The sequence below is a fragment of the Curtobacterium sp. L3-7 genome, assembly GCF_048756585.1.
Classification (GTDB): Bacteria; Actinomycetota; Actinomycetes; order Actinomycetales; family Microbacteriaceae; genus Curtobacterium.
On sequence record NZ_CP151474.1, the window covers coordinates 1,939,538 to 1,962,032 of the forward strand.

Below are 22,495 nucleotides of genomic sequence, written 5' to 3' on the forward strand. Positions count from 1 at the left end.
TACCCTGTGGACAGCATGACGGATACCCACAACCAAGCTGAAGGCGACGGCGTCGTCGAGCGCGTGCTGCGCAACGCCGACTCGCGAGCCAGCTCGTCCATCTTCGCGCCGGCACAGGCGATCCAGACCCGCTCGGTCGACGAGCACGGCTGGGCCGGTGACGGCGACCAGTACGACCGCGACGACCGCGCAGCGCTGCGCCGCGTGGCCGGCCTCTCCACCGAGCTCGAGGACGTCACCGAGGTCGAGTACCGGCAACTCCGGCTCGAGCAGGTCGTCCTCATCGGCGTGTACGCCCAGGGCGACGCGGCCGACGCCGAGAACTCGCTCCGTGAGCTGTCGGCACTCGCCGAGACCGCGGGTGCCGTGGTCCTGGACGGGCTGCTGCAGCGACGGCCCCACCCCGACCCCTCGACCTACCTCGGCAAGGGCAAGGCCGAAGAACTCGCGATGGTGGTCAAGGCCACCGGGGCCGACACCGTGATCGCCGACACCGAGCTCGCCCCGTCCCAGCGGCGTGCGCTCGAGGACGTCGTCAAGGTGAAGGTCATCGACCGGACCGCCGTGATCCTCGACATCTTCAGCCAGCACGCGAAGAGCCGCGAGGGCAAGGCGCAAGTCGAACTGGCGCAGCTCGAGTACCTCCTGCCGCGACTGCGCGGCTGGGGTGAGTCGATGTCCCGCCAGGCCGGTGGTCAGGTCTCCGGCGGTGCCGGCATGGGGTCGCGTGGTCCGGGTGAGACGAAGATCGAACTGGACCGTCGCCGCATCCACACGCGGATGTCGAAGCTGCGCCGGCAGATCGCGTCGTTCCGTCCCGCGCGAGAGGCCAAGCGCGCCGACCGGCACCGCAACGAGGTGCCGAGCGTCGCGATCGCCGGGTACACGAACGCGGGCAAGTCGTCCCTCCTCAACCGGCTGACGAGCGCCGGCGTGCTCGTGCAGAACCAGCTCTTCGCGACGCTGGACTCCACGATCCGCCGGACGAACACGGGCAAGGGCCGCGAGTACACCTTCGCGGACACCGTCGGCTTCGTGCGCAACCTGCCGCACCAGCTCGTCGAGGCCTTCCGCTCCACGCTCGAAGAGGTGGGCGAGGCCGACGTCATCGTGCACGTCGTCGACGGGTCGCACCCGGACCCCGCAGCCCAGCTCGCGACCGTCCGGGACGTCATCGGCGACGTCGGCGCCCGTGACATCCCCGAGATCGTCGCGTTCAACAAGTCGGACCTCATCGACGACGCCCAGCGGCTCGTGCTCGTGGGGCTCGCCCCGGACGCCGTGTTCGTCTCGGCACGCACCGGCGAGGGCATCCCGGAGCTCCTCCGGGCGATCGAGGCGAGGCTCCCCGAGCCCGACGTCGAGCTCACCGTGGTGATCCCGTACGAGCGTGGCGACCTGGTTTCGTCCCTGCACGACGCGGGTGCGGTCGAGTCCGTGGACTACGTCGAGGCGGGGACGCGACTGCGCGTGCGCGTCTTCCAGCGCCAGGTCGCCGAGCTCGACCCGTTCGTGGTCGCGCCCGTCACGACGGCCTAGTCCCCGCAGGCTCGCTTCGTCGGCCTGGAGGCCCGGCTCGCCTCCGCCAGACACGGCTCGGTCCCTGAGACAGTCCTGGACACACGAAACGCCGCCGAATCCGGCGGCGTTTCGTCGTTCCCGAGGTGTCTCGTGCGTCAGATGCTGCGGAGGACGGCGACCACCTTGCCGAGCACCGTCGCGGCGTCGCCGAGGATCGGTTCGAATGCGGAGTTGCGGGGGAGCAGCCACGTGTGACCGTCGCGCTGGCGGAAGACCTTGACCGTGGCTTCTTCGTCGAGCATCGCCGCGACGACATCGCCGTTCTCGGCGGTCTGCTGCGACCGGACGACGACCCAGTCGCCGTCACAGATCGCGGCGTCGATCATCGACTCGCCGACGACCTTCAGCATGAAGAGGTCCCCGGTGCCGACGAGCTGACGGGGGAGCGGGATGATCTCGTCGACGTGCTGCTCCGCGGTGATCGGAACACCCGCGGCGATGCGGCCGACGAGCGGGACGAGGGTCGTGGCGTCGACATCGGGGCCGTCCGCGTCCGGTGTCGGCTCGTCGACCAGGACCTCGAGCGCTCGCGGGCGGTTGGGGTCGCGGCGGATCCAGCCGCCGAGCTCCAACTGGCCGAGCTGGTGCGACACGCTCGACAGTGACGAGAGGCCGGCAGCGTCGCCGATCTCGCGCATGCTCGGCGGGTACCCCCGGCTGGCGATCGACGCACGGATCGCGTCGAGGATCGCCTGCTGCTTCGCCGTCAGCGGTTTCTGTCCCCGCAGTTCGTCCGCCACGTCGTCTCGCCTTCTGGTCGGACCGGAGACGGCCTCTGCGGGAATGTCGGTGGTCCCCGTCAGGCTTGTCCCAGTCAGTCGAAACAGTATCCGACGGCATGCTGCCGGACAAACACCTGTTCGAGCGTGTCGCACGAAAACCTCCCAGAAATGTGTCCAGGGGACTTGTGCGGCTGCCCGTTCGAACGTATGTTCGGTACATCGCTTCGGTTCACCAGAGCAGGAAGGCACCACGACATGAGCACCATCGCACTCGCAGACATGCAGGGCACGGCCGTCCGTACCCGGCTCCGCATCACGCGCCGCGGCCGTGTGGTCTTCACGACGCTCGCCGCCCTGCCGGTCATGATCGTCGTCGGTCTGTTCGCGCTGAACGGTGGCCAGGCCGCTGCCGGCAACACCTCGGCGGACGTGCACTTCCAGACGGTGACCATCGAACCCGGGGAGACGCTCTGGCAGCTCGCCGAGCAGACCGCGCCCAACGCCGACCCGCGTGACTTCATCGCGGACGTCGTGAGCCTCAACGCGCTCGACGGCTCCGGCGTCCAGGCCGGCGAGCAGATCGCCATCCCGGCCAAGTACGCACCGGCGAAGTAAGCACCTCGCGCCGGCAAAGTAAGCACCACGCCCCGGCGAAGCAAGCACCACCCGTCGGCGGGTGCACAGGGCATGACCGTCCGGACGGCCGGTCACCGTGCAGCCCGACCGCTCTACGATGGATCGGTGGCATTCACGCTCGAAGACCTCCCGATCCGAGACGACCTCCGCGGTCAGAGTCCCTACGGGGCACCGCAGAAGCACGTCCGCGTGCAGCTCAACGTCAACGAGAACACGCATCCGGTGCCGCAGGACGTCGCGGACGACATCGTCGAGTCGGTCCGTCGGGCGCTCGGGACGGTGAACCGGTACCCGGACCGCGAGTTCACCGAGCTGCGCGAGTCACTCGCGGGGTACCTCGGGCACGATCTCACGGCCGAGCAGATCTGGGCGGCGAACGGCTCGAACGAGGTCATCCAGCAGCTCCTCCAGGCCTTCGGCGGTCCCGGGCGCAGCGTGCTCGGTTTCCCGCCCACCTACTCGATGCACTCGATCATCGCGTCGGGCACCGGCACGCAGTGGATCGCTGCCGAGCGCGACGCCGAGTTCCGCATCTCGCCCGAGACCGCGGTCGCCGCCGTGCGTGCGCACCGCCCGGACGTCGTGTTCCTCTGCGGACCGAACAACCCGACGGGCACCCCGCTGGACCTCGCGACGATCGAAGCGGTCTACGACGCCACGGACGGCATCGTCATGGTCGACGAGGCGTACGCCGAGTTCATGCCGGTGGGGCAGCCGACCGCGCTGACACTGCTGCCCGGTCGCGAACGACTCGTCGTGTCCCGCACGATGAGCAAGGCGTTCGCGTTCGCGGGCGCCCGCGTCGGGTACCTCGCGGCACACCCCGCCGTGATCGACGCCCTCCGTCTCGTCCGCTTGCCGTACCACCTGTCCGCGCTCACGCAGGCGGCGGCGGTCGCGGCGCTCCGGCACGCACCCGAGATGCTCGCGATGGTCGACGACATCCGGGGGCAGCGCGACCGCATGGTCGACGGGCTGCGCGCGATGGGGTACTCGCCGTACGAGACGTGGTCGAACTTCGTCCTCTTCGGCGGTGTGGCCGACCCGCGTGCGGCGTTCGAGTCGCTGCTCGAACAGGACGTGATCGTCCGGGACCTCGGGATCCCGAACCACCTCCGGGTGAGTGCCGGCACCGAGGAGGAGACCACCGCGTTCCTCGACGCCATGCGCCGGGTGGCCGCCGCACAGCCGCCGGTTAGGGTTGCAGCATGACCGCGCGTACCGCCGAGATCACCCGCTCGACGAGTGAATCGACCGTTTCCCTGTCGCTCGACCTCGACGGCACCGGCAAGTCCGAGATCATGACGAGCGTGCCGTTCTTCGACCACATGCTGACCGCGTTCAGCAAGCACTCCCTCATCGACCTCCGGGTGCAGTCCTCCGGGGACACCGACATCGACGTGCACCACACGGTGGAGGACACCGGGATCGTGCTGGGCCAGGCTCTCAAGCAGGCGCTCGGCAACCGAGCGGGCATCGGTCGGTACGGCGACGCGCTCGTCCCGCTCGACGAAGCACTGGCGCAGGCGGTCGTCGACGTGTCCGGCCGTCCGTTCCTGGTGCACTCGGGTGAACCGGCCGGCTTCGAGTTCCACCGGATCGGTGGCCACTTCACCGGGTCGATGGTCCGTCACGTCTTCGAGGCGATCACGTTCAACGCGGGCATCACCGTGCACGTCCGCGTGCTCGAGGGCCGCGATCCGCACCACATCGCGGAAGCGGAGTTCAAGGCGTTCGCGCGGGCGATGCGCCGTGCGGTCGAACTCGACCCGCGCGTCGACGGCATCCCCTCGACCAAGGGAGCACTGTGACCACGAAGCCGAACGTCGTCGTCCTCGACTACGGATCGGGGAACGTGCATTCCGCGGCGAAGGCGCTCGAGCGTGCCGGCGCCGAGGTCACGCTGACGGCCGACAAGCGCACGGCGCTCGACGCCGACGGACTGCTCGTCCCCGGCGTGGGCGCGTTCGCGGCCGTCATCGACCAGCTCGAAGGCGTCCAGGGCGGCGAGATCGTCGACCACCGGCTCGCGGGTGGCCGTCCGGTCCTCGGGATCTGCGTCGGCATGCAGGTGCTGTTCGCCCGCGGGGTGGAGCGCGGCGCTGACGTCGAGGGCCTCGCGCAGTGGCCCGGGACCGTCGAGCAGCTCGACGCCGAGGTCCTGCCGCACATGGGTTGGAACACGATTGACGCCCCGGCGGACTCCGTGCTGTTCGACGGCATCCGCGACGAGCGGTTCTACTTCGTGCACTCGTACGGCGTCACCGACTTCCCGCTCGAGGCGTACGGGCCGTTCCGCGCGCCGAAGCTCACGTGGGCCGAACACGGTCAGCGGTTCGTCGCCGCCGTCGAGAACGGACCCCTCACCGCGACCCAGTTCCACCCCGAGAAGTCCGGCGAGCCGGGCATCCAGATGCTCCGTAACTGGGTGAACTCGCTCTGACCCGCGCCGCGTCGTGGGCCCGACCACGGTCCAGGTGAGGAGCGTGCCGGACCCGCACCGAGCCTCCCGTCCGGCCACGAGCCGGCACCGCACCCCGCAACGAAACCGACAGGACCATGACCGACCTGACCTCGACCCCGCCCCTCGTCCTGCTGCCCGCCGTCGACGTCGTCGACGGCCAGGCGGTCCGCCTGACCCAGGGCGAAGCCGGCAGTGAGACCTCGTACGGCGACCCGGTGACCGCTGCGCGGACGTGGCGCGACCAGGGTGCCGAGTGGATCCACCTGGTGGACCTGGACGCGGCGTTCGGTCGCGGGGACAACCGCAAGGTGATCGCGCACGCGATCAAGGAGGTCCACGGCGTCTCGGTCGAGCTCTCCGGTGGCATCCGCGACGACGCGTCGCTCGAAGCCGCGCTCGCGACCGGCGCTGCACGCGTCAACCTCGGGACCGCCGCGCTCGAGAACCCCGCGTGGGCCGCGCGGGTGATCGGGGAGTACGGCGAGCAGATCGCCGTCGGGCTCGACGTCCGCGGCACCACCCTGGCCAGCCGCGGTTGGACCGAGGACGCCGGCGACCTGTGGGAGGTCCTCGACCGCCTCGAGGACGCCGGGTGTGCCCGCTACGTCGTGACGGATGTCACGAAGGACGGCACGCTGCAGGGGCCGAACGTCGAGCTGCTGCGCCAGGTCTGCGACCGTACGGACCAGCCCGTCGTGGCGTCCGGCGGCATCTCGACCCTCGACGACCTCGTCGCGCTGCGGGAGCTCGTGCCGCACGGACTCGAGGGCGCGATCATCGGCAAGGCCCTGTACTCCGGCGCGTTCACGCTGCCGGCCGCGCTCGACATCGCGTCGGAGTAGCGGATGGTGGGCATCTCGAACGGGCGCGGCGGCGGGCCGGAGGACGGGGCGACACCCCACGACCACGCGGCGGACTCCGCCGGGTTCCCGTGGGCCGGTCGGACGTTCGACAGCCACGACGACGCGTTCGCCGACGACGACGGACTAGCCGACCCGGCCGTGCTCGCCGCGATCGCCGCGCTGCCCGCAGGCTCGTCGCAGGCTGACGTCGTCTCCGCGTTGCGAACGGCTCGCCTGCTGATCCCGCTGGTCGCCGAGGCCGGCGAGGTCGGGGAGACCCCGGACGGCCGGATCGTCGACAAGACGCAGGAGCTCTCGATCGTCACCGTCGCCGGGCCGGACGGCCGAACCGTCATGCCCGCGTTCACCTCGGTGGCGGCGATGCAGGCCTGGGACGCCACGGCACGGCCGATCCCGGTCGAGTCCCGCCGCGTCGCGATGGCCGCCGCGAGCGAGGACACGCAGCTCGTGGTGCTCGACCCGACGTCAGCGAGCGAGTTCGTCCTCCGTCGGCCGGCGGTCTGGGCGATCGGGCAGGACCTGCCGTGGACTCCGTGCTTCGAGGACCCGGGCGTTGCGGCCGCCTTCGCCGCCTCGGTGGACGGTGAGCAGAGCGTCGCCCGCGTCGAGCTCGAGCCGGGCGACCCGCTCGGCCGCTTCGCCGGCCCGGAATTGACCGTGGGGCTGGCACTGCACCCGGGGCTCGACCGCGCGCAGGTCGGTGAGCTCGTCGGGCGTCTGCAGCAGCGGTGGGCGGGCGACCCCGTCATCGCGGAGCGGGTCGACAGCATGCGGGTCGCGTTGCGGGCGGCCTGAGCCCGGCGGTGCGGCCCGGCTCCGGTCGCCCGCGCTTGTACGATGGCCCGGTGAGCACCAACCCGACGACACAGCCCGGCACCGGCGAGACCACGTACGGTCCGACCGGCCGGCCCGTTCGGGAGTTCCCCGTTCCGGAGGAACTCGACGGTCACGGGCCCGCACGCATCATCGCCCTCTGCAACCAGAAGGGCGGCGTCGGCAAGACCACGACGTCGATCAACCTCGGTGCCGCGCTGGCGGAGTACGGCCGCAAGGTCCTCGCCGTCGACTTCGACCCGCAGGGCGCCCTGTCCGCAGGGCTCGGTGTCCGCACGCACGACATCCCCACCGTGTACGACCTGCTGATGGGCTCCATCAAGGACCCGAACCAGGTCATCCAGCCGACGAACACGCCGTACCTCGACGTCATCCCGGCGAACATCGACCTGTCGGCGGCCGAGGTCCACCTCGTCAACGAGGTCGCCCGGGAGCAGATCCTCGCGAGCGTCCTGCGCAAGGTCGCGGGGGACTACGACGTCATCCTCGTCGACTGCCAGCCCTCGCTCGGCCTGCTCACCGTCAACGCCCTCACCGCCGCGCACGGTGTGCTGATCCCGCTGGAGTGCGAGTTCTTCGCCCTCCGTGGTGTCGCGCTGCTCATCGAGACGATCGACAAGGTGCGCGACCGGCTGAACCCCGCACTGAAGCTCGACGGCATCCTCGCCACCATGTACGACTCGCGAACGCTGCACTCGCGCGAGGTCATGGAGCGCGTCGTCGACACCTTCGACGAGAGCGTGCTCGACACCGTGATCGGCCGCACCGTGAAGTTCCCGGATGCCACGGTGTCGGCCCGCCCGATCACCCAGACCGCTCCGGACCACGCTGCGGCGCACGCCTACCGGCAGCTCGCACGAGAGCTCGTCCAGCGTGGCGCCGTCGCCTGACGCCACCGACGGGTCGGGCTTCCGCGTCCGGCTGCGGAACTTCGACGGCCCGTTCGACCTGCTGCTGTCGCTCATCACGAAGCACGAGCTGGACATCACCGAGGTGTCCCTCGGCGTCGTCACGGGAGAGTTCATCGCCTACGTCCGGCTGGCGGAGTCCGCGGACGAGCTCGACGAGGCGAGCGAGTTCCTCGTCGTCGCCGCGACCCTGCTCGACCTGAAGATCGCCGGGCTGCTGCCCCAGGGCGAGCTCGTGGACGCCGAGGACGTCGCACTCCTCGAAGCGCGTGACCTCCTCTTCGCCCGACTCCTGCAGTACCGGGCGTTCAAGCAGGCCGCCGACTGGTTCGGTGCGCGCTGGAACACCGAGTCGCGCCGGCACGTCCGCAGCGTCCGGCTCGAGGAACGCTTCCGCGCCCGCACGCCGGAGCTCGTGTGGACGCTGTCGGTGCAGGACTTCGCCGCGCTCGCGGCACTCGCCTTCGCCCCACGGGAGATCCCGACCGTCGGCCTCGACCACCTGCACGCGCCGCTGGTCAGCATCCGGGAGCAGGCAGCCGTCGTCGTCTCGATCCTCCGCACGCGCGCCGGATCGGGCGATCCGGACGTCTCGTTCCGGGAACTGGTCGCCGGCGTCGACATGACGGGTATCGTGGTGGCTCGCTTCCTCGCGATCCTCGAGCTCTACCGGAACGCGTCGATCACCTTCGAGCAGGACGAACCGCTCGGGGAGCTCACCCTGCGGTGGACCGCGGAGCACTGGACCGACGAGAGCCTCGCCAATCTTGGAGCCGACTATGACGGATGACGTCCACGACGTCTCGAGTGCCGAACCCGGCGGTGCGGACGAGATCGCCGACGCCCGGGCGATCGAGCAGTCGATCCGTTCCGGTGCCGCCGATGCGCCCGTGTCGGACGCCCCGGTCGGGTCCGGTGCATCGGTGCGGTCCGACGCGCCGGTCGACCGGCAGCTCGAGGCGATCCTGATGATCGCGGACGAACCACAGTCCCTCGTGTCCCTCGGAGCGGCCGTGGGCGCGCCGGTCCCCGTCGTCCGCCAGGCCATCGAGCGCCTCGTTGCGGACTTCGACGGCGTCGACGGCACCGTCCGCCGCGGGTTCGAACTGCGCGAGGTCGGCGGTGGTTGGCGCTTCTACGTCCGAGCCGACCTGGACGCCGTCGTCGAACAGTTCGTCGAGGCCGAGCGCCCGTCGCGGTTGTCGCAGGCCGCGCTCGAGACGCTGGCCGTCGTCGCCTACAAGCAACCGATCACCCGCTCCCAGATCGCTTCGATCCGGGCCGTCAACGTCGATGGGGTCGTCAGGACGCTGGTGGCCCGCGGGCTCATCGAGGAGTCGTTCACCGACTCCGAGACCGGTGCCATCAACTACGTCACCTCCGGGTTGCTCCTGCAGCAGCTCGGCATCAACTCGCTCGACGAACTCCCGCTCATCTCGCCCCTCCTGGAGGACGGCGCCGACGGCTTCGAGCAGAACGAAGGGATCCCCGATGGCCGCGTATGAGGACGGACGACACGGCGGCGCCGGTCGCGGGGGTGCGGGCCGCGGAGACGCCGGCCGCTCCGGCGGTGGACGCACTGGAGGCTCGGGTCGCCCGGGCGGGTCGGGTCGCGACGGGGACCGGTACTCCGGTCGTCCCGGTGGTGCGGACCGCGGGTACGGCGACCGTTCCGGCGGTCGCTCGGGTGCGCCTGTCCAGCGCGACGACCGTGGGTACGGCCGCCGGGACGACGACCGCGGAGCGCCTCGCCGGGATGACCGTGGTGCGGGTGACCGTGGGTACGGTCGTCGTGACGACGACCGTGGGTACCGTCCGCGTCAGGACGACCGCGGGGTGCCCCGTCGGGACGACCGTGGTGGTCCCCGTCGGGACGACCGTCGCGATGACCGTGGTGCCGGGAGCGGTGGGTACGGCCGTCGTGACGACGATCGTGGGTACCGTCCGCGTCAGGACGACCGTGGTGGTCCGCGTCGGGATGACCGTGGTGCGGGTGACCGTGGGTACGGTCGTCGTGACGACGACCGTGGGTACCGTCCGCGTCAGGACGACCGTGGTGGTCCGCGTCGGGATGACCGTGGTGGTCCGCGTCGCGATGACCGTGGCGCTGCGAGTGGTGGGTACGGCCGTCGTGACGACGACCGTGGGTACCGTCCGCGTCAGGACGACCGTGGTGGTCCGCGTCGGGATGACCGTGGCGCCGGTGACCGTGGGTACGGCCGTCGTGACGACGACCGTGGGTACCGTCCGCGTCAGGACGACCGTGGTGGACCCGGTCGTGACGACCGCGGCGCCCCCCGTCGTGACGACCGCGGGTACGGCCGCCGAGACGACCGGCCCCAGGGTGGTCGTGACGATCGACCGCAGGGTGGTCGTGACGACCGCGGGTACGGCCGTCGCGACGACGACCGCCGCGGCGCGCCGACCGGAGACCGTCGGACGGATCGCCCCCGGTGGAGCAACGCCGACCGCGACCAGCGCGACCAGCGAAACCGCCGGGACGACCGCGGCCGCGATCGCCGCGAGGACGACGGGCAGGCCAGCCGCGTCTGGCACAACGGTCGACGCTACGTCGGCGGGACCGCGACCGTCCGGAACCGTGCGACGACGCCACGACCAGCGGGGGAGCGCGACGCCGCGGGGACCCCGGTGGAGGGCACCCCGGAACGCCCGATCATCCCCGAGTGGGACGCAGCCGAGAGTGCGTCGACACCGGCCGACCTGCAGCCGGACGGTGAGCGCCTCCAGAAGGTCATCGCTGCGGCCGGTGTCGCGTCGCGTCGGGTCGCCGAGAACCTGATCGCCGAGGGGCGTGTCACCGTGAACGGTGCCGTCGTCGAGGCCCTCGGGCGTCGGGTCGACCCGGAGACGGACGCGATCGCGGTCGACGGTGTGCCCGTGCAGGTCGACACCTCGCGCCGCTACGTCCTGCTGAACAAGCCGACCGGCGTCGTGTCGAGCATGCTCGACGAACGCGGCCGTGCTGACCTGTCGCAGTTCGTCGAGAAGTTCGAGGAGCGCCTGTTCAACGTCGGGCGGCTCGACGCCGAGACCTCGGGCCTGCTGCTGCTCACGAACGACGGTGCACTCGCCCACGTGCTCGCGCACCCGTCGTTCGGCGTGACCAAGACCTACATCGCGAAGGTCGCCGGCAACGTCAACCCGGCCACGATCCAGCTGCTGCTCGACGGCATCGACCTGGAGGACGGCCCGATCGCCGCCGACAAGGTCCGGCTGCTCGAATCATCGCGGGGTGAGTCCCTGGTGGAACTGACCCTGCACTCGGGCCGCAACCGCATCGTCCGCCGTATGTTCGACGCGGTCGGTCACCCGGTCAACGAGTTGGTCCGCCGGTCGTTCGGGCCGCTGCACCTCGGGAGCCTGCCGAGTGGCCGGACCCGCGAGCTGAGCAACGTCGAGCTCGGCAAGTTGCTCGGCATCGCGCGCGGTGCGAGTGCACCGACGGGACCGGACTCCGCGGAGACCAGCGACTGACCGCGTGATGCGCTCGGACCCGGTCGGTAGGCTTGCCCGGTGACCCAGACGCCCCACCCCGGCACAACACCGGAGCCCGACCGCCGGCTCCGCGGACCCGTTCGCGTGGTCGGTGCCGGCCTGCTCGGCGCGTCGATCGGCCTCGGTCTCCGGCAGAAGGGCGTGGAGGTCATCCTCGACGACGTCTCACCAGCAGCGCTCGCGCTCGCCGTGGACTACGGCGCCGGCCGTCGCCCCGCCGACGGGGACGCTCCCGAACTCGTCGTCGTCGCGGTCCCGCCGGACGTCACCGCGCAGGTCGTCGAGCGGGAGCTCACCGCCTACCCCGACGCGGTCGTCACCGACGTGGCGAGCGTGAAGTCAGTACCGCTCGAGCGTCTCCGTGCCGCTGGAGCCGACGTCACGCGGTACGTCGGGTCGCACCCGATGGCCGGTCGCGAGCGCAGCGGCCCGACCGCGGCGCGCGCCGACCTGTTCATCGGACGCCCGTGGGTGATCGCCGGCCACGACGACATCACGCACCGCCGGGCGGCCGTGGTCGAAGCGCTCGCCCTCGACCTCGAGGCGACGGTCGTCCCGATGGAGCCCGAGCCGCACGACCAGGCCGTGGCGATCATGTCGCACGTCCCGCAACTCGTCTCGACGCTGATGGCGTCCCGACTCCGCAGCGCTCCCGAGTCGGCGCTCGGACTGGCCGGCGGAGGCGTCCGCGACGTCACCCGGGTCGCGGCGAGCGATCCAGGGCTCTGGGTCCAGATCATCGGGGCGAACGCGGCGCACATCCGGCCGGTCCTGAGCGACCTGCGGGACGAGCTGACGAAGGTCATCGACGCCCTCGCCGACCCCGACGCACCCGGTGCTCCGCGGACGATCGCCGAGACCATGGCATCCGGTAATCGCGGCGTCGAGCGACTCCCGGGCAAGCACGGCACCACGAAGCGCTTCGCCCAGGTCGTCGTCCTGGTAGACGACCGACCCGGGCAGATCGCCGAGCTCCTCACGACCATCGGCGAGATCGGCATCAACCTCGAGGACATGCGCCTCGAGCACTCACCCGGAGCACCGATCGGCATCGTCGAGGCGTCGGTCGTGCCCGAGCAGGAACAGCGACTCGTCGACGAACTCGAGAGCCGCGGATGGAGGATCGCAGCAGCATGGGCCTGAACGACCAGAACGAGTCCGGCGTGACCGGTGGGCCGGACGGCCCCGACACCGGGCTCCCCACGCCCGTCGACCAGCCCGGCCCGGTGACCGGTGGCGACATCGGCGGCGCCGACGGCCAGGGCAGTGGCGAACCGGGCCTGACCCGCGACCCGATGCCGGCCGGTCTCGCGGACGGCGCGTACGTCGCGAAGTTCGTGATCGCGGTGGACGGTCCGGCTGGCAGCGGCAAGTCCAGCGTCTCCCGGGCCGCCGCTCGCGCGCTCGGGTTCGGCTACCAGGACACCGGCGCCGCCTACCGCGCGCTGGCGTGGCACGCCCTGCAGCAGGAGGTCGACCTCGACGACGCCGCGGCGATCCTGGCGAGCTGGGACACGTTCGACTACGAGATCGGCACCGACCCGGACGCGTACTTCGTCCGCGTGGCGGGCACCGACGTGACCGATGCGATCCGGACCCCGGAGGTGACGGCGGCGGTGGCGCACATCGCGAAGCTCCCCGACGTCCGGAAGCGCCTCGTGCAGCTGTTCCGGAACGTGATGCGCAAGACCGATGCGAAGGGGATCATCACCGAGGGCCGGGACATCACGACGGTGGTCGCGCCCGACGCCGACGTCCGGATCCTCCTGACCGCCGACGAGCAGGTTAGAATGGCCCGACGCTCGGCGGAGGTCACGACCCAGTCGGCCGCCGAGACCTCGGCTGCACTCGCCCGACGTGACGCAGCCGATGCGAAGGTCGTCGACTTCATGAACGCCGCGGACGGCGTGACGACGCTCGACTCCACCGATCTCGACTTCGACCAGACCGTGCAGGCGGTCGTCGACCTGGCCCGCGCGGCCGGACACTGACACCGGCCCGACGGGCCCGAACACACGCGGCCGACCGGCCGCCGGCAAGGAACCCACCATGGCGCAGCTGGACAACGGACCAGAGCACGACGACTTCCCGGAGTACGACGACGCCCTCGGCGAGCGTCTCGCGGGCCTCGACGAGTCGGAAGCGGAGCAGCGGGCGACCGCACTCCGCGCCGGCCTCGAGGACTACGACCTCGACGAGGAAGACGTCGCGCTCCTCGACTCCGCGCAGTTCGGCGAGGACGGCGTCGCGTACCTGCCGGCACTCCCGGTCCTCGCGATCGTCGGTCGTCCGAACGTCGGCAAGTCCGCGCTCGTCAACCGCATCATCGGTCGCCGCGAAGCCGTCGTGCAGGACGTCCCCGGCGTCACGCGCGACCGTGTGAGCTACAAGGCCGAGTGGAACGACAAGCGGTTCACCCTGGTGGACACCGGCGGGTGGGAGCCCGACGCGAAGGGCATCAACGCCTCGGTCGCGCTCCAGGCAGAAGTCGCGATCGACCTCGCCGACGCCGTGCTGTTCGTCGTCGACGTCACGGTCGGCATCACCGCGACCGACGAGCACGTCGTGAAGATGCTGCGCGGCACCGACAAGCCGGTGATCGTCGTGGCGAACAAGTCCGACGACGACCGCCGCGACCTCGACGCCTACGAGCTCTGGAACCTCGGGCTCGGCGAGCCGCACCCGGTCTCCGCACTCCACGGTCGTGGCGTCGCGGACCTCCTCGACCTCATCATCACCACCCTCCCCGACGTCTCCGCCGTCGCGAAGCAGGAGATCGGCGGCCCGCGTCGCGTGGCGATCCTCGGACGCCCGAACGTCGGCAAGAGCTCGCTGCTCAACAAGGCGGCCGGTGAAGAGCGCGTCGTCGTGAACGAGCTCGCCGGCACCACCCGCGACCCCGTGGACGAGCAGGTCGAGCTCGGCGGCCGTGTCTGGCGCTTCGTCGACACCGCCGGCATCCGCAAGCGCGTGCACCTCCAGCAGGGCGCGGACTTCTACGCCTCGCTCCGCACGACGGCCGCGCTCGAGAAGGCCGAGGTCGCCGTGGTCGTCCTCGACGTCACCGAGCCGGTGTCCGTCCAGGACCTCCGCATCATCGACCTCGTGCTCGAGTCCGGTCGCGCACTGGTCCTCGCGTACAACAAGTGGGACCTCCTCGACGACGAGCGTCGTCGGTACCTCGAGCGTGAGATCGAACAGGACCTCGCCCACGTGGCGTGGGCGCCGCGCGTGAACATCTCGGCCCGCACCGGCCGGCACCTCGAGAAGCTCGTCCCGGCCCTCGAGACCGCGCTCGAGTCGTGGGACACCCGCATCCCGACGGGCAAGGTCAACGCCTTCATCGCCGAGCTCGTCCAGGAGCACCCGCACCCGGTCCGTGGCGGACGCCAGCCGCGCATCCTCTTCGGCACCCAGGCCGCGAGCCAGCCGCCGACGTTCGTGCTCTTCACGACCCAGTTCCTCGACCCGCAGTACCGCCGGTTCATCACCAGGCGTCTGCGCGAGGTCTGGGGCTTCGCTGGAACGCCGATCACGGTCAACATGCGCGTCCGCGAGCGCCGGAAGCGCACCTGACCCCTCCCCGGAACGGCATGCACGGGCGTACGCTCCGTGCATGTCACCCGGGCACGGGCCCACGCCGAACGGCTGGGCAGCGATCGGCGCGGCCGGCGTGATCGTCGCCGCGGCGGTCTTCTTCTGGCTGCTCGCTCCGGCCCCGACGGCGCACACGGCCGTCGAGCGTGCGCCGACGGACGCCGTCGCGACCATGCCACCGCACCCGGAGCCCTGGTACCGCACCGGGCTGCCGGTGGACGGTGACATCGTCCCGATCGGCGTCGACACGACCGGCCACGTCACGGTGACGAGGTCGGGCGAGCGTGCGCTGCGCGTCACGATCACGGACTTCCGGACCGACCTCGCCACCGCGGACGTCCGGGTGCAGCTGACGGGCGGCGACGTGGTGGGCACCGGGCAGGAAGCACGATGGGTCCCGGACGGCGACCCCGTCGAGGTCGGCACGATCCCGCACGGCGCGACGTCCGCGGTCATCGACCTGCGCGTCCCGCAGATCCTGCCGCCCCAGGTGCACTCGCTCGTGATCCTCGACTGGAACACGACCACCATCCTGGGTGGTGCCGAGCTGCTGCCAGCCGGCTGACGCCGTGGACCCGGTCACGCCGGTCGCGCGGGGTGCGCGCCGGTCGCGATCCGAGCCTCCCGGCTGGTCGGACGGGAGGCTCGTGGCACGTGATCCGCGCCGGATACGGCACCATGGACGGGTGACGCTGCAATCCATCGCGGACCGGGCCGACCGGCTGTGGTGCCGACTCCGGCTCGACCGCCTGGCCGGCGGCCGACAGGCCGACTACGTGATCCGTGAGGACATGCTCGCGCACCCCGCGACCGTGCGGTCGTTCCGGTGGATCCGCTGGTTGCTCGTCGCCGAGACGGTGGTGGGTCTCGCCGCGATCGTCGTGGCGGTCCTGCTCACGCGGGCCGGCGAGACGATCCCGTGGGCCGTGTGGTTCCGGGCGACCGTGGTGCTCCTCATCACGCTGACGCTGTACGTGTTCGCCTGGCGAGCGCAGCTCGGGTACTACTGGGCGTACCAGCGGCTGCGATTGTTCAGCAGGATCTTCCCGATCGTGACGCTCATCATCGCGGCGATCCCCGGCCTCTACCCGTTCTGGATGGTGATCGAGCAGATCGTCTTCTCGGTGTTCATGATCGGTATCGGTGACGTGCTCACGTCCGACCACATGCGCTCGGCCTTCCCGAAGCCCACGAAGCCCGCGGCTCCGTAGGATCGCGTCATGACGATGTTCGGCGGGGTGCGGTTCGACCCGGAGGACCTGCCCCGGTTCGCCGGTGACCTGTTCGACCACGTGGCTGCGGGCGGGACGGCCCCCGACGTGGACGGCGCACCGTTCGCCGACGCGGTCGGGGTCCTCGCCGGGTCCGGGGGCGGCGCGGTCGACGCCGACGTGTTCGACGCGGCGGAGTTGCTCGGGTACGTGCTCGCCGTGGTCCACGCGGAGACGTCGTTGCCCGACGCCGTGTTCGTCGAGCCTGTGGACGCCCGCGAGCGGCGTTCTCGTGTGGAGGAAGCGGTTCGCCGGATCGTCGGGTACCGCTCCTAGGACCCCGGGTCCCAGGGACCATCGGGGCCTGTCACCGATCCCGGTCCAGGAGGATCGTGGACGACATGACGAACACCACGCTCCCCGGCGGCACGTACCGTCTCGCCGACGACCTCGAACTCACCCGTGTCGGGTACGGCGCGATGCAGCTGGCCGGACCCGGGGCGTTCGGCCCGCCCGCCGACCACGACGAGGCGATCCGTGTGCTGCGCGAGGTCGTCGACCTCGGCATCACGCACATCGACACGTCGGACTACTACGGTCCGTTCGTGACGAACGGCCTCATCCGCGAGGCGCTCGCGCCCTACCCGGACGACCTGCGCATCGTGACGAAGGTCGGTGCCCGACGCGACGACCAGGGTGGGTGGCCCGAGACGCGGGAACCGCACGAGCTCGTCGAGCAGGTACACGACAACCTCCGGAACCTCGGCGTCGAGCGACTCGACGTGGTGAACCTGCGCATGGGTGGCATGGAAGGCCCACAGCCCGGATCGATCGCTCCCCAGTTCGAGGCGCTCGCCGAGCTCCAGCAGCAGGGGCTCATCAACCACCTGGGGCTCTCGACGGTGAACGCCGAACAGCTCGCGGAGGCGCAGGGCATCGCACCGGTCGTGTGCGTGCAGAACCTGTACAACGTCGCGCACCGTGAGGACGACCCCTTCGTCGACCTCACCGCTGCCCAGGGGATCGCCTTCGTGCCCTACTTCCCGCTCGGCGGCTTCTCGCCGATCCAGTCAGGGGCGCTCGACGCGGTCGCAGCCCGTCTCGAGGTGTCGCGCCTGACCGTCGCGCTGTCGTGGCTGCTGCAGCGGTCGCCGAACATGCTCCTGATCCCGGGGACGTCGTCGGTCGCGCACCTGCGCGACAACGTCGCGTCGGCGGGCTTCGCGCTGCCGGCCGACGCGGTGGCTGAGCTGGACGCGATCGGCACCGCCGCGTAGACGCGCCGCTCGTCGCGCCGCCTCCCTAAGATGGTCGCGGGGGTGACGTGTGAAACTCAAGATGACCATCGGCGGCACGGCCGGGGGCGATCGCGACGTCGTCGTGACGGCGGACGTGACCGCGACGATCGGGAGCCTCGCGAACCGGTTGGCGACCGGCAGTCCGGCCGGGGTGCACCCGCTCACGCTGCGCGTGCAGTTCCCGGACCGTCCGCAGGCGCGGCTCCTCAACCCGTCGGCGACGGTGCACGAGTCCTCGCTGCGGTCCGGCTGCCGGGTGGAGGTCGTGCCGGTCACCGAGCGGCGGCGTGGGGACGACGTGGAGGACGCACCCGCCGCCGTCGTGCAGGTGCTCGCCGGTCCGGAGGCCGGACACGAGTACACGCTCTCGCGCGGCGTGAACCTCATCGGACGCGACGCGATGGCGCAGGTGTACCTCGCCGGGGACGACGAGGTCTCCCGCCGCCACGCGTCGGTCACGGTCGGCGAGACGATCGAGGTCGTCGACCTCAACTCCGCGAACGGCGTCTCCGTCGACGGACGGCTCGTCGCACGGGCCTTCGTCGAGCCGTCGTCCGAGGTGCAGGTGGGGGAGTCCCGGCTCCGCATCGTGCCGCTCGCATCCAGCGGTCTCCCGACGCTCCCGGGCGCCGCCGAGACGCCGTCGGAGTTCTCGCGGTCTCCGCGGGTGGACCCCGCGTACCGGGGTCGGTCGTTCACGCTGCCCGAGATCCCCGTCCCCGGCGAGAAGCCACGGCTCCCGATCATCGCGATCATCGCCCCGATCGTGCTCGGTGCCGTGCTGTTCCTCGTCACGAAGCAGCCGTACACGCTCATCTTCATCGCGCTGTCCCCGGTGATCATGATCGGGACGTGGATCGACCAGCGCGTGCAGGTCAAGCGGCGGAAGCGCGACGAACGGCAGCGATTCGAGGACTCGCTCGCGGACGTCCGCTCGCGGCTCGCGGCGGAGCGGGCGCGCGAGATCGACGCCCGGGTGGCCGAATCGCCCGCTCCCGCCGTCGTGACGGCGGCGATGCGGACGCGGTCCGAGCTGCTGTGGACGCGCAAACCCGAGCACACCACCTTCCTCGAGGTCAGGTTCGGCGCAGGGACCCAGCCATCGCGCGCATCGATCACGCTGCCGTCGAAGAACACCGGCAGCGTCGACGACTGGAACCGCGCAGAAGCACTCGCCGACGAGTACGCCACCGTCGGTCCCGTCCCGGTCATCGAGACGTTCGAACGAGCCGGTGCGATCGGCGTCGCCGGGACCGGGCTCGCCGCCGACGATGTCGCCCGTTCGCTCGTCGTGCAGCTCGTCGGCCTGCACAGCCCGGCCGACCTCGTCGTCACGGCCTTCGCCGGTGGCACCACGACGGAGCAGTGGGGGTGGTTGAAGTGGCTGCCGCACGTCGACTCCGCGTACAGCCCGCTCCGGTCCGGAGGGCTCGTCAGCGACTTCGCGGGCGCGTCGACGCTGCTCGCGGAACTCGAGGGGCTCGTCGCCACCCGCCGTGACGCCGGCGCGGGCCGTGGCGAGCAGGTGCGGTCGCGCCTGGACGAGGGGCACGCGCTCGACGAGGAGCACGGCGAGTCCGTCGACCGGCTGCCGGCGACCCCAGCGGTGCTCGTCATCGTCACCGCGGAGGCCCCTGCCGACCGCGCTCGACTGGTGGCGCTCGCCGAGGAGGGCGCGGACTTCGGCGTCTTCGTGCTGTGGCTCGCCCCGACGCAGCAGGCGCTGCCGGTGGTGTGCCGGACGTACATTTCCCTCGACCGCTCCACCGGGACCGCGACCGTCGGGTTCGTGCGGTCCGGCCAGGCGGTCGTGCTCGACGAGCTCGACCGCGTCGACGTGATCGAGGCCGCGACCGTCGCCAGGGCCATCGCACCCGTCCAGGACACCGGCGCCCGCGTGCTCGACGAGACCGACCTGCCGCACAGCGTCGCGTTCGTCGACCTGTACGAGGGCGACCTCGCCGGGGACCCGCTCGCCGTCGTCAGCCGTTGGGCGAAGAACGACAGCATCACCGCGGACTGGGTGCCCGGTGCCGGTCGCGAAGCCGGCGGGATCCGGGCGGTCATCGGGCAGGGGCCGAGCGAGCCGCTCGCGCTGGACCTCCGCACCCAGGGCCCGCACGCGCTCGTCGGCGGGACCACCGGTTCCGGCAAGAGCGAGTTCCTGCAGACGTGGATCATGGGCATCGCGGCCGAGTACGCCCCGGACCGCGTGACGTTCCTGCTCGTCGACTACAAGGGTGGTGCGGCGTTCGCCGAGTGCGTCGGGCTGCCGCACACGGTCGGACTCGTCACCGACCTCAACCCGCACCTGGTCCGCCGCGCGCTGACGTCGTTGCGGGCGGAACTGCGGTACCGCGAGCACCTCCTCAACGAGCGAGGGGCGAAGGACCTCGTCACGCTCGAGCAGCGCGGTGATCCGGCGGCGCCGCCGTCGCTCGTGATCGTCATCGACGAGTTCGCCGCGCTCGCCTCCGAGATCCCCGAGTTCATCGACGGGGTCATCGACGTCGCACAGCGTGGTCGTTCGCTGGGGCTCCACCTCGTGATGGCGACGCAGCGGCCGAGCGGGGTCATCAAGGACTCCCTGCGCGCGAACACGAACCTCCGCATCGCCCTGCGCGTCGCCGACGAGGTGGACAGCGCCGACGTCCTCGGTGTGCCCGACGCGGCGTGGTTCGATCCGGGCACCCCCGGACGCGCTGCGGCGAAGACCGGACCGGGGCGCGTCTTGGACTTCCAGACGGCGTACCTCGGTGGACGGTCGGACGACGTCGTGCACGAGCCCGACATCGACGTGCAGGACTTCCCGTTCGGGCCGGGCACGATGTGGCCGAGTGCCGCACGCGCTCCGCGGGACACCGCTCGCGCGAAGGACATCGAACGGCTCGCCGGCACCATCGCGGCCGCAGCGGACCGACGCTCGCTCGCGATCCCGCGGAAGCCGTGGCTCGACCAGCTCGGCGAGAGCGTCGACCTCGGCGCGGTCGGGCGATCCGACGGAGCGTCGCTCGTCATCGGCACGCTCGACGTCCCGGAACACCAGCAGCAGACCGCCTACGCCGTCGACCTCGACGTCGTCGGCAACGTCGCGGTGCTCGGGACCGGTGGCGCCGGCAAGTCCACGGTGCTCCGCGCCGTCGCCATCGCGGCGTCCTCGGTGGCCGACGAGCACCCCGTGCAGGTCTACGGACTCGACTTCGGCGGGGGCGGGCTCTCGATGCTCGACGCACTGCCCACCGTCGGGTCCGTGATCAGCGGGCCGGACGACGAACGCATCACGCGCCTCCTGGTCGATCTGGAGGCGACCATCTCGGACCGTTCGCGGCGGTTCGCGGCGGCCAGAGCCTCCTCCCTGACCGAGTACCGGGCCGTCACCGGCGAGGCGGAGCCGCGCATCCTGGTGCTCGTCGACGGGATGGGCGCGTTCCGGAACGAGTACGAGTTCCGACCGGGCACGCTGCAACTGTTCGACCAGGTGCTCGCGATCGCCTCCACCGGGCGGGCGCTCGGCGTGCACCTCGTGATGTCGGCCGACCGTGTCGGGGCCTTCCCGACGAACCTGCAGGCGAACATCGGCGAACGGATCGTGCTGCGGCTCGCGAGCGACATCGAGTACAACGCGGCCGACGTCGCCGCGGACGTGCTCGAAGACGCCGTCCCCGGGCGGGGGCTCGTGGGATCCCACGAGGTGCAGGTCGCCGTCCCGAGCGGCTCTGCCGATCTCGTCGTGCAGGCCGCTTCGGTGGAGTCCCTGGCCGGTTCCCTGGTGGCGCGCGGCGTCCCGGCGACACCGGCGGTCCGACGGCTGCCCGCCTCCGTCGGGATCTCCTCGCTGCCCGTGTCGGTCGATGGACGTCCGACGATCGGGGTGGCCGACGACACGCTGTCGGCCATCGGCATCCCCACCGACGGGCTTTTCGTCGTCACCGGGCCGTTCGGGTCCGGCCGGAGTACGACGATGCGCACGCTCATCGGGTCGGTCACGGCGACGTACCCTGCTCGCCCTGCGTACCTGGTTGTCGGCCGCCGGAGTGCGCTCCGGGACGCGGCGGACTGGGCCGCGGTCGCGAGTGACTCCGACTCGGCCGACGCGCTCGCCAGCCAGCTGGCGTCGTCGCTCGAAGCAGGAGGGACGATCGACCCGTCGCCGTTCATCGTGATCGAGAACGTCGGCGACTTCGAGGGGCTGCCAGCCGAGTCGCAGGTCGCGCGGTTGATCAAGGCCGCTCGACGCGCAGGGGTGTTCGTCCTCGCGGAGGCCGACACCGTCACCGCGCCGAGCGCCTGGCAGCTGTTCGGGGAGCTCAAGACCGCCCGCGCGGGCATCGCCCTGCAGCCGGAGGAGACGGACGGGCTGACGTTGTTCCGGACGGCGTTCCCGCGCTGTACGCGGTCGGACTTCCCGCTCGGTCGGGGGTTCATGGTCGACTCCGGGCGGGTCACCCGGGTGCAGGTCGCGTTGCCTGTTTCCCATCGCATGGGTGAGGAATTCTCCTCCTCTGGTAGCGTGCCAGAAGTCGCCGGAGGGGCTGGCGACGAGAACCGAACGAGGGGATGATCATGCCGAACATCAACGTGTCCTACCAGGAGCTCAACGGCAACGCGGACCGGCTGCTTGCTGGTCGTGACGAGATCAACGCGACGCTGTCGAAGCTGCAGGCGCAGATCGCATCGCTGACGCAGGCGGGGTTCCAGACGGACCGGTCGTCGGGGGCGTACAACGACGCGTACCAGCGCTTCACCTCCGGTGCGCAGAACACCATCGGTGGGCTGAACGACCTGGCGCAGTTCCTGCGCACCACGGCTACCACGCTGGGTGACGTGGACCAGCAGCTGGCGTCGAAGCTGGGTCGCTGAGCCGG

General features: G+C 71.1%; 22 protein-coding genes. 20 read left to right on the plus strand and 2 right to left on the minus strand.

Annotated features, from left to right (window positions below):
* The first annotated feature begins 15 nt into the window (after window positions 1–15).
* The gene (gene hflX / locus AAEP80_RS09430; protein WP_281267456.1) at window positions 16–1,539 is read left to right on the plus strand and encodes a GTPase HflX; all 1,524 of its coding nucleotides are present in this window, start codon (window positions 16–18) and stop codon (window positions 1,537–1,539) included.
* A 137-nt stretch (window positions 1,540–1,676) separates the two neighbouring features.
* Here the strand turns inward: hflX and lexA are convergent, their stop codons facing one another.
* The gene (gene lexA, locus AAEP80_RS09435) at window positions 1,677–2,321 is read right to left on the minus strand and encodes a transcriptional repressor LexA (RefSeq protein ID WP_402729303.1); all 645 of its coding nucleotides are present in this window, start codon (window positions 2,319–2,321) and stop codon (window positions 1,677–1,679) included.
* Between the two features lie 237 nt (window positions 2,322–2,558).
* On the opposite strand from lexA, the gene AAEP80_RS09440 reads away from it, so the two are divergent.
* The 9 genes from AAEP80_RS09440 (at window position 2,559) to scpB (ending at window position 9,513) form a co-directional block, all read left to right on the plus strand.
* Entirely contained in the window at window positions 2,559–2,918 is a 360-nt protein-coding gene (locus AAEP80_RS09440) for a hypothetical protein (RefSeq protein WP_281267458.1), read from the plus strand.
* A gap of 126 nt (window positions 2,919–3,044) precedes the next feature.
* On the plus strand, window positions 3,045–4,151 hold the full coding sequence (locus tag AAEP80_RS09445; protein WP_420366823.1) for a histidinol-phosphate transaminase: 1,107 nt from the start codon (window positions 3,045–3,047) through the stop codon (window positions 4,149–4,151).
* A complete protein-coding gene (hisB, locus tag AAEP80_RS09450) occupies window positions 4,148–4,750 on the plus strand; it encodes an imidazoleglycerol-phosphate dehydratase HisB (protein WP_420366824.1) in 603 nt (200 codons plus the stop codon). The genes AAEP80_RS09445 and hisB overlap by 4 nt, the downstream gene beginning before the upstream one ends.
* Window positions 4,747–5,382 (plus strand): imidazole glycerol phosphate synthase subunit HisH, encoded by a 636-nt coding sequence (hisH, locus tag AAEP80_RS09455; protein WP_420366825.1) that lies wholly within the window; start codon window positions 4,747–4,749, stop codon window positions 5,380–5,382. Before hisB ends, hisH begins: the two co-directional genes overlap by 4 nt.
* Window positions 5,383–5,498: 116 nt before the next feature.
* Window positions 5,499–6,245: a bifunctional 1-(5-phosphoribosyl)-5-((5-phosphoribosylamino)methylideneamino)imidazole-4-carboxamide isomerase/phosphoribosylanthranilate isomerase PriA gene (gene priA / locus AAEP80_RS09460; RefSeq protein WP_281267462.1), complete on the plus strand. Its 747-nt coding sequence runs from the start codon at window positions 5,499–5,501 to the stop codon at window positions 6,243–6,245.
* Window positions 6,246–6,248: 3 nt separating this feature from the next.
* Window positions 6,249–7,061, plus strand: a complete 813-nt coding sequence (locus AAEP80_RS09465) for an SseB family protein (protein WP_413602334.1) — start codon at window positions 6,249–6,251, stop codon at window positions 7,059–7,061.
* Between the two features lie 50 nt (window positions 7,062–7,111).
* Window positions 7,112–7,990, plus strand: a complete 879-nt coding sequence (locus AAEP80_RS09470) for a ParA family protein (protein WP_281267464.1) — start codon at window positions 7,112–7,114, stop codon at window positions 7,988–7,990.
* Window positions 7,974–8,798, plus strand: a complete 825-nt coding sequence (locus AAEP80_RS09475) for a segregation and condensation protein A (RefSeq protein WP_281267465.1) — start codon at window positions 7,974–7,976, stop codon at window positions 8,796–8,798. Before AAEP80_RS09470 ends, AAEP80_RS09475 begins: the two co-directional genes overlap by 17 nt.
* Window positions 8,788–9,513 (plus strand): SMC-Scp complex subunit ScpB, encoded by a 726-nt coding sequence (gene scpB, locus AAEP80_RS09480; protein WP_413602332.1) that lies wholly within the window; start codon window positions 8,788–8,790, stop codon window positions 9,511–9,513. Before AAEP80_RS09475 ends, scpB begins: the two co-directional genes overlap by 11 nt.
* Here scpB and AAEP80_RS09485 read toward each other — a convergent pair.
* Window positions 9,440–10,564 carry a hypothetical protein gene (locus AAEP80_RS09485; RefSeq protein WP_420366826.1) on the minus strand — a complete coding sequence of 375 codons (1,125 nt, stop codon included), beginning with the start codon at window positions 10,562–10,564 and terminating at the stop codon, window positions 9,440–9,442. The genes scpB and AAEP80_RS09485 overlap by 74 nt on opposite strands.
* A 165-nt stretch (window positions 10,565–10,729) precedes the next feature.
* On the opposite strand from AAEP80_RS09485, the gene AAEP80_RS09490 reads away from it, so the two are divergent.
* The 10 genes from AAEP80_RS09490 (at window position 10,730) to AAEP80_RS09535 (ending at window position 22,490) form a co-directional block, all read left to right on the plus strand.
* Window positions 10,730–11,503, plus strand: coding sequence for a pseudouridine synthase (locus tag AAEP80_RS09490; protein ID WP_413603034.1), 774 nt, complete (start codon window positions 10,730–10,732; stop codon window positions 11,501–11,503).
* A 39-nt stretch (window positions 11,504–11,542) separates the two neighbouring features.
* Window positions 11,543–12,667, plus strand: coding sequence for a prephenate dehydrogenase (locus AAEP80_RS09495; RefSeq protein ID WP_402729312.1), 1,125 nt, complete (start codon window positions 11,543–11,545; stop codon window positions 12,665–12,667).
* Window positions 12,668–12,819: 152 nt separating this feature from the next.
* Window positions 12,820–13,515: a (d)CMP kinase gene (gene cmk / locus AAEP80_RS09500; RefSeq protein WP_281267563.1), complete on the plus strand. Its 696-nt coding sequence runs from the start codon at window positions 12,820–12,822 to the stop codon at window positions 13,513–13,515.
* Window positions 13,516–13,573: 58 nt separating this feature from the next.
* Window positions 13,574–15,100, plus strand: a complete 1,527-nt coding sequence (gene der / locus AAEP80_RS09505) for a ribosome biogenesis GTPase Der (RefSeq protein WP_281267471.1) — start codon at window positions 13,574–13,576, stop codon at window positions 15,098–15,100.
* A gap of 40 nt (window positions 15,101–15,140) precedes the next feature.
* Entirely contained in the window at window positions 15,141–15,686 is a 546-nt protein-coding gene (locus tag AAEP80_RS09510) for a hypothetical protein (RefSeq protein ID WP_420364211.1), read from the plus strand.
* A 121-nt stretch (window positions 15,687–15,807) separates the two neighbouring features.
* Window positions 15,808–16,332, plus strand: coding sequence for a hypothetical protein (locus AAEP80_RS09515; protein ID WP_420364212.1), 525 nt, complete (start codon window positions 15,808–15,810; stop codon window positions 16,330–16,332).
* A 9-nt stretch (window positions 16,333–16,341) separates the two neighbouring features.
* The gene (locus AAEP80_RS09520; RefSeq protein ID WP_420364213.1) at window positions 16,342–16,668 is read left to right on the plus strand and encodes a hypothetical protein; all 327 of its coding nucleotides are present in this window, start codon (window positions 16,342–16,344) and stop codon (window positions 16,666–16,668) included.
* Window positions 16,669–16,733: 65 nt separating this feature from the next.
* Entirely contained in the window at window positions 16,734–17,609 is an 876-nt protein-coding gene (locus AAEP80_RS09525) for an oxidoreductase (RefSeq protein WP_420364214.1), read from the plus strand.
* Window positions 17,610–17,658: 49 nt separating this feature from the next.
* The gene (locus AAEP80_RS09530; RefSeq protein WP_420364215.1) at window positions 17,659–22,191 is read left to right on the plus strand and encodes an FtsK/SpoIIIE domain-containing protein; all 4,533 of its coding nucleotides are present in this window, start codon (window positions 17,659–17,661) and stop codon (window positions 22,189–22,191) included.
* Window positions 22,192–22,193: 2 nt separating this feature from the next.
* A complete protein-coding gene (locus AAEP80_RS09535; RefSeq protein WP_071270879.1) occupies window positions 22,194–22,490 on the plus strand; it encodes a WXG100 family type VII secretion target in 297 nt (98 codons plus the stop codon).
* Window positions 22,491–22,495: the final 5 nt, after the last annotated feature.

Excerpts from the sequence above, each read along its gene's own strand:
- hflX (WP_281267456.1), top strand. The coding sequence starts at position 16 with ATGACGGATACCCACAACCAAGCTGAAGGCGACGGCGTCGTCGAGCGC.
- AAEP80_RS09440 (WP_281267458.1), top strand. The coding sequence starts at position 2,559 with ATGAGCACCATCGCACTCGCAGACATGCAGGGCACGGCCGTCCGTACC.
- hisB (WP_420366824.1), top strand. The coding sequence starts at position 4,148 with ATGACCGCGCGTACCGCCGAGATCACCCGCTCGACGAGTGAATCGACC.
- priA (WP_281267462.1), top strand. The coding sequence starts at position 5,499 with ATGACCGACCTGACCTCGACCCCGCCCCTCGTCCTGCTGCCCGCCGTC.
- AAEP80_RS09465 (WP_413602334.1), top strand. The coding sequence starts at position 6,249 with ATGGTGGGCATCTCGAACGGGCGCGGCGGCGGGCCGGAGGACGGGGCG.
- scpB (WP_413602332.1), top strand. The coding sequence starts at position 8,788 with ATGACGGATGACGTCCACGACGTCTCGAGTGCCGAACCCGGCGGTGCG.
- cmk (WP_281267563.1), top strand. The coding sequence starts at position 12,820 with ATGCCGGCCGGTCTCGCGGACGGCGCGTACGTCGCGAAGTTCGTGATC.
- der (WP_281267471.1), top strand. The coding sequence starts at position 13,574 with ATGGCGCAGCTGGACAACGGACCAGAGCACGACGACTTCCCGGAGTAC.
- AAEP80_RS09510 (WP_420364211.1), top strand. The coding sequence starts at position 15,141 with ATGTCACCCGGGCACGGGCCCACGCCGAACGGCTGGGCAGCGATCGGC.
- AAEP80_RS09520 (WP_420364213.1), top strand. The coding sequence starts at position 16,342 with ATGACGATGTTCGGCGGGGTGCGGTTCGACCCGGAGGACCTGCCCCGG.
- AAEP80_RS09525 (WP_420364214.1), top strand. The coding sequence starts at position 16,734 with ATGACGAACACCACGCTCCCCGGCGGCACGTACCGTCTCGCCGACGAC.
- AAEP80_RS09535 (WP_071270879.1), top strand. The coding sequence starts at position 22,194 with ATGCCGAACATCAACGTGTCCTACCAGGAGCTCAACGGCAACGCGGAC.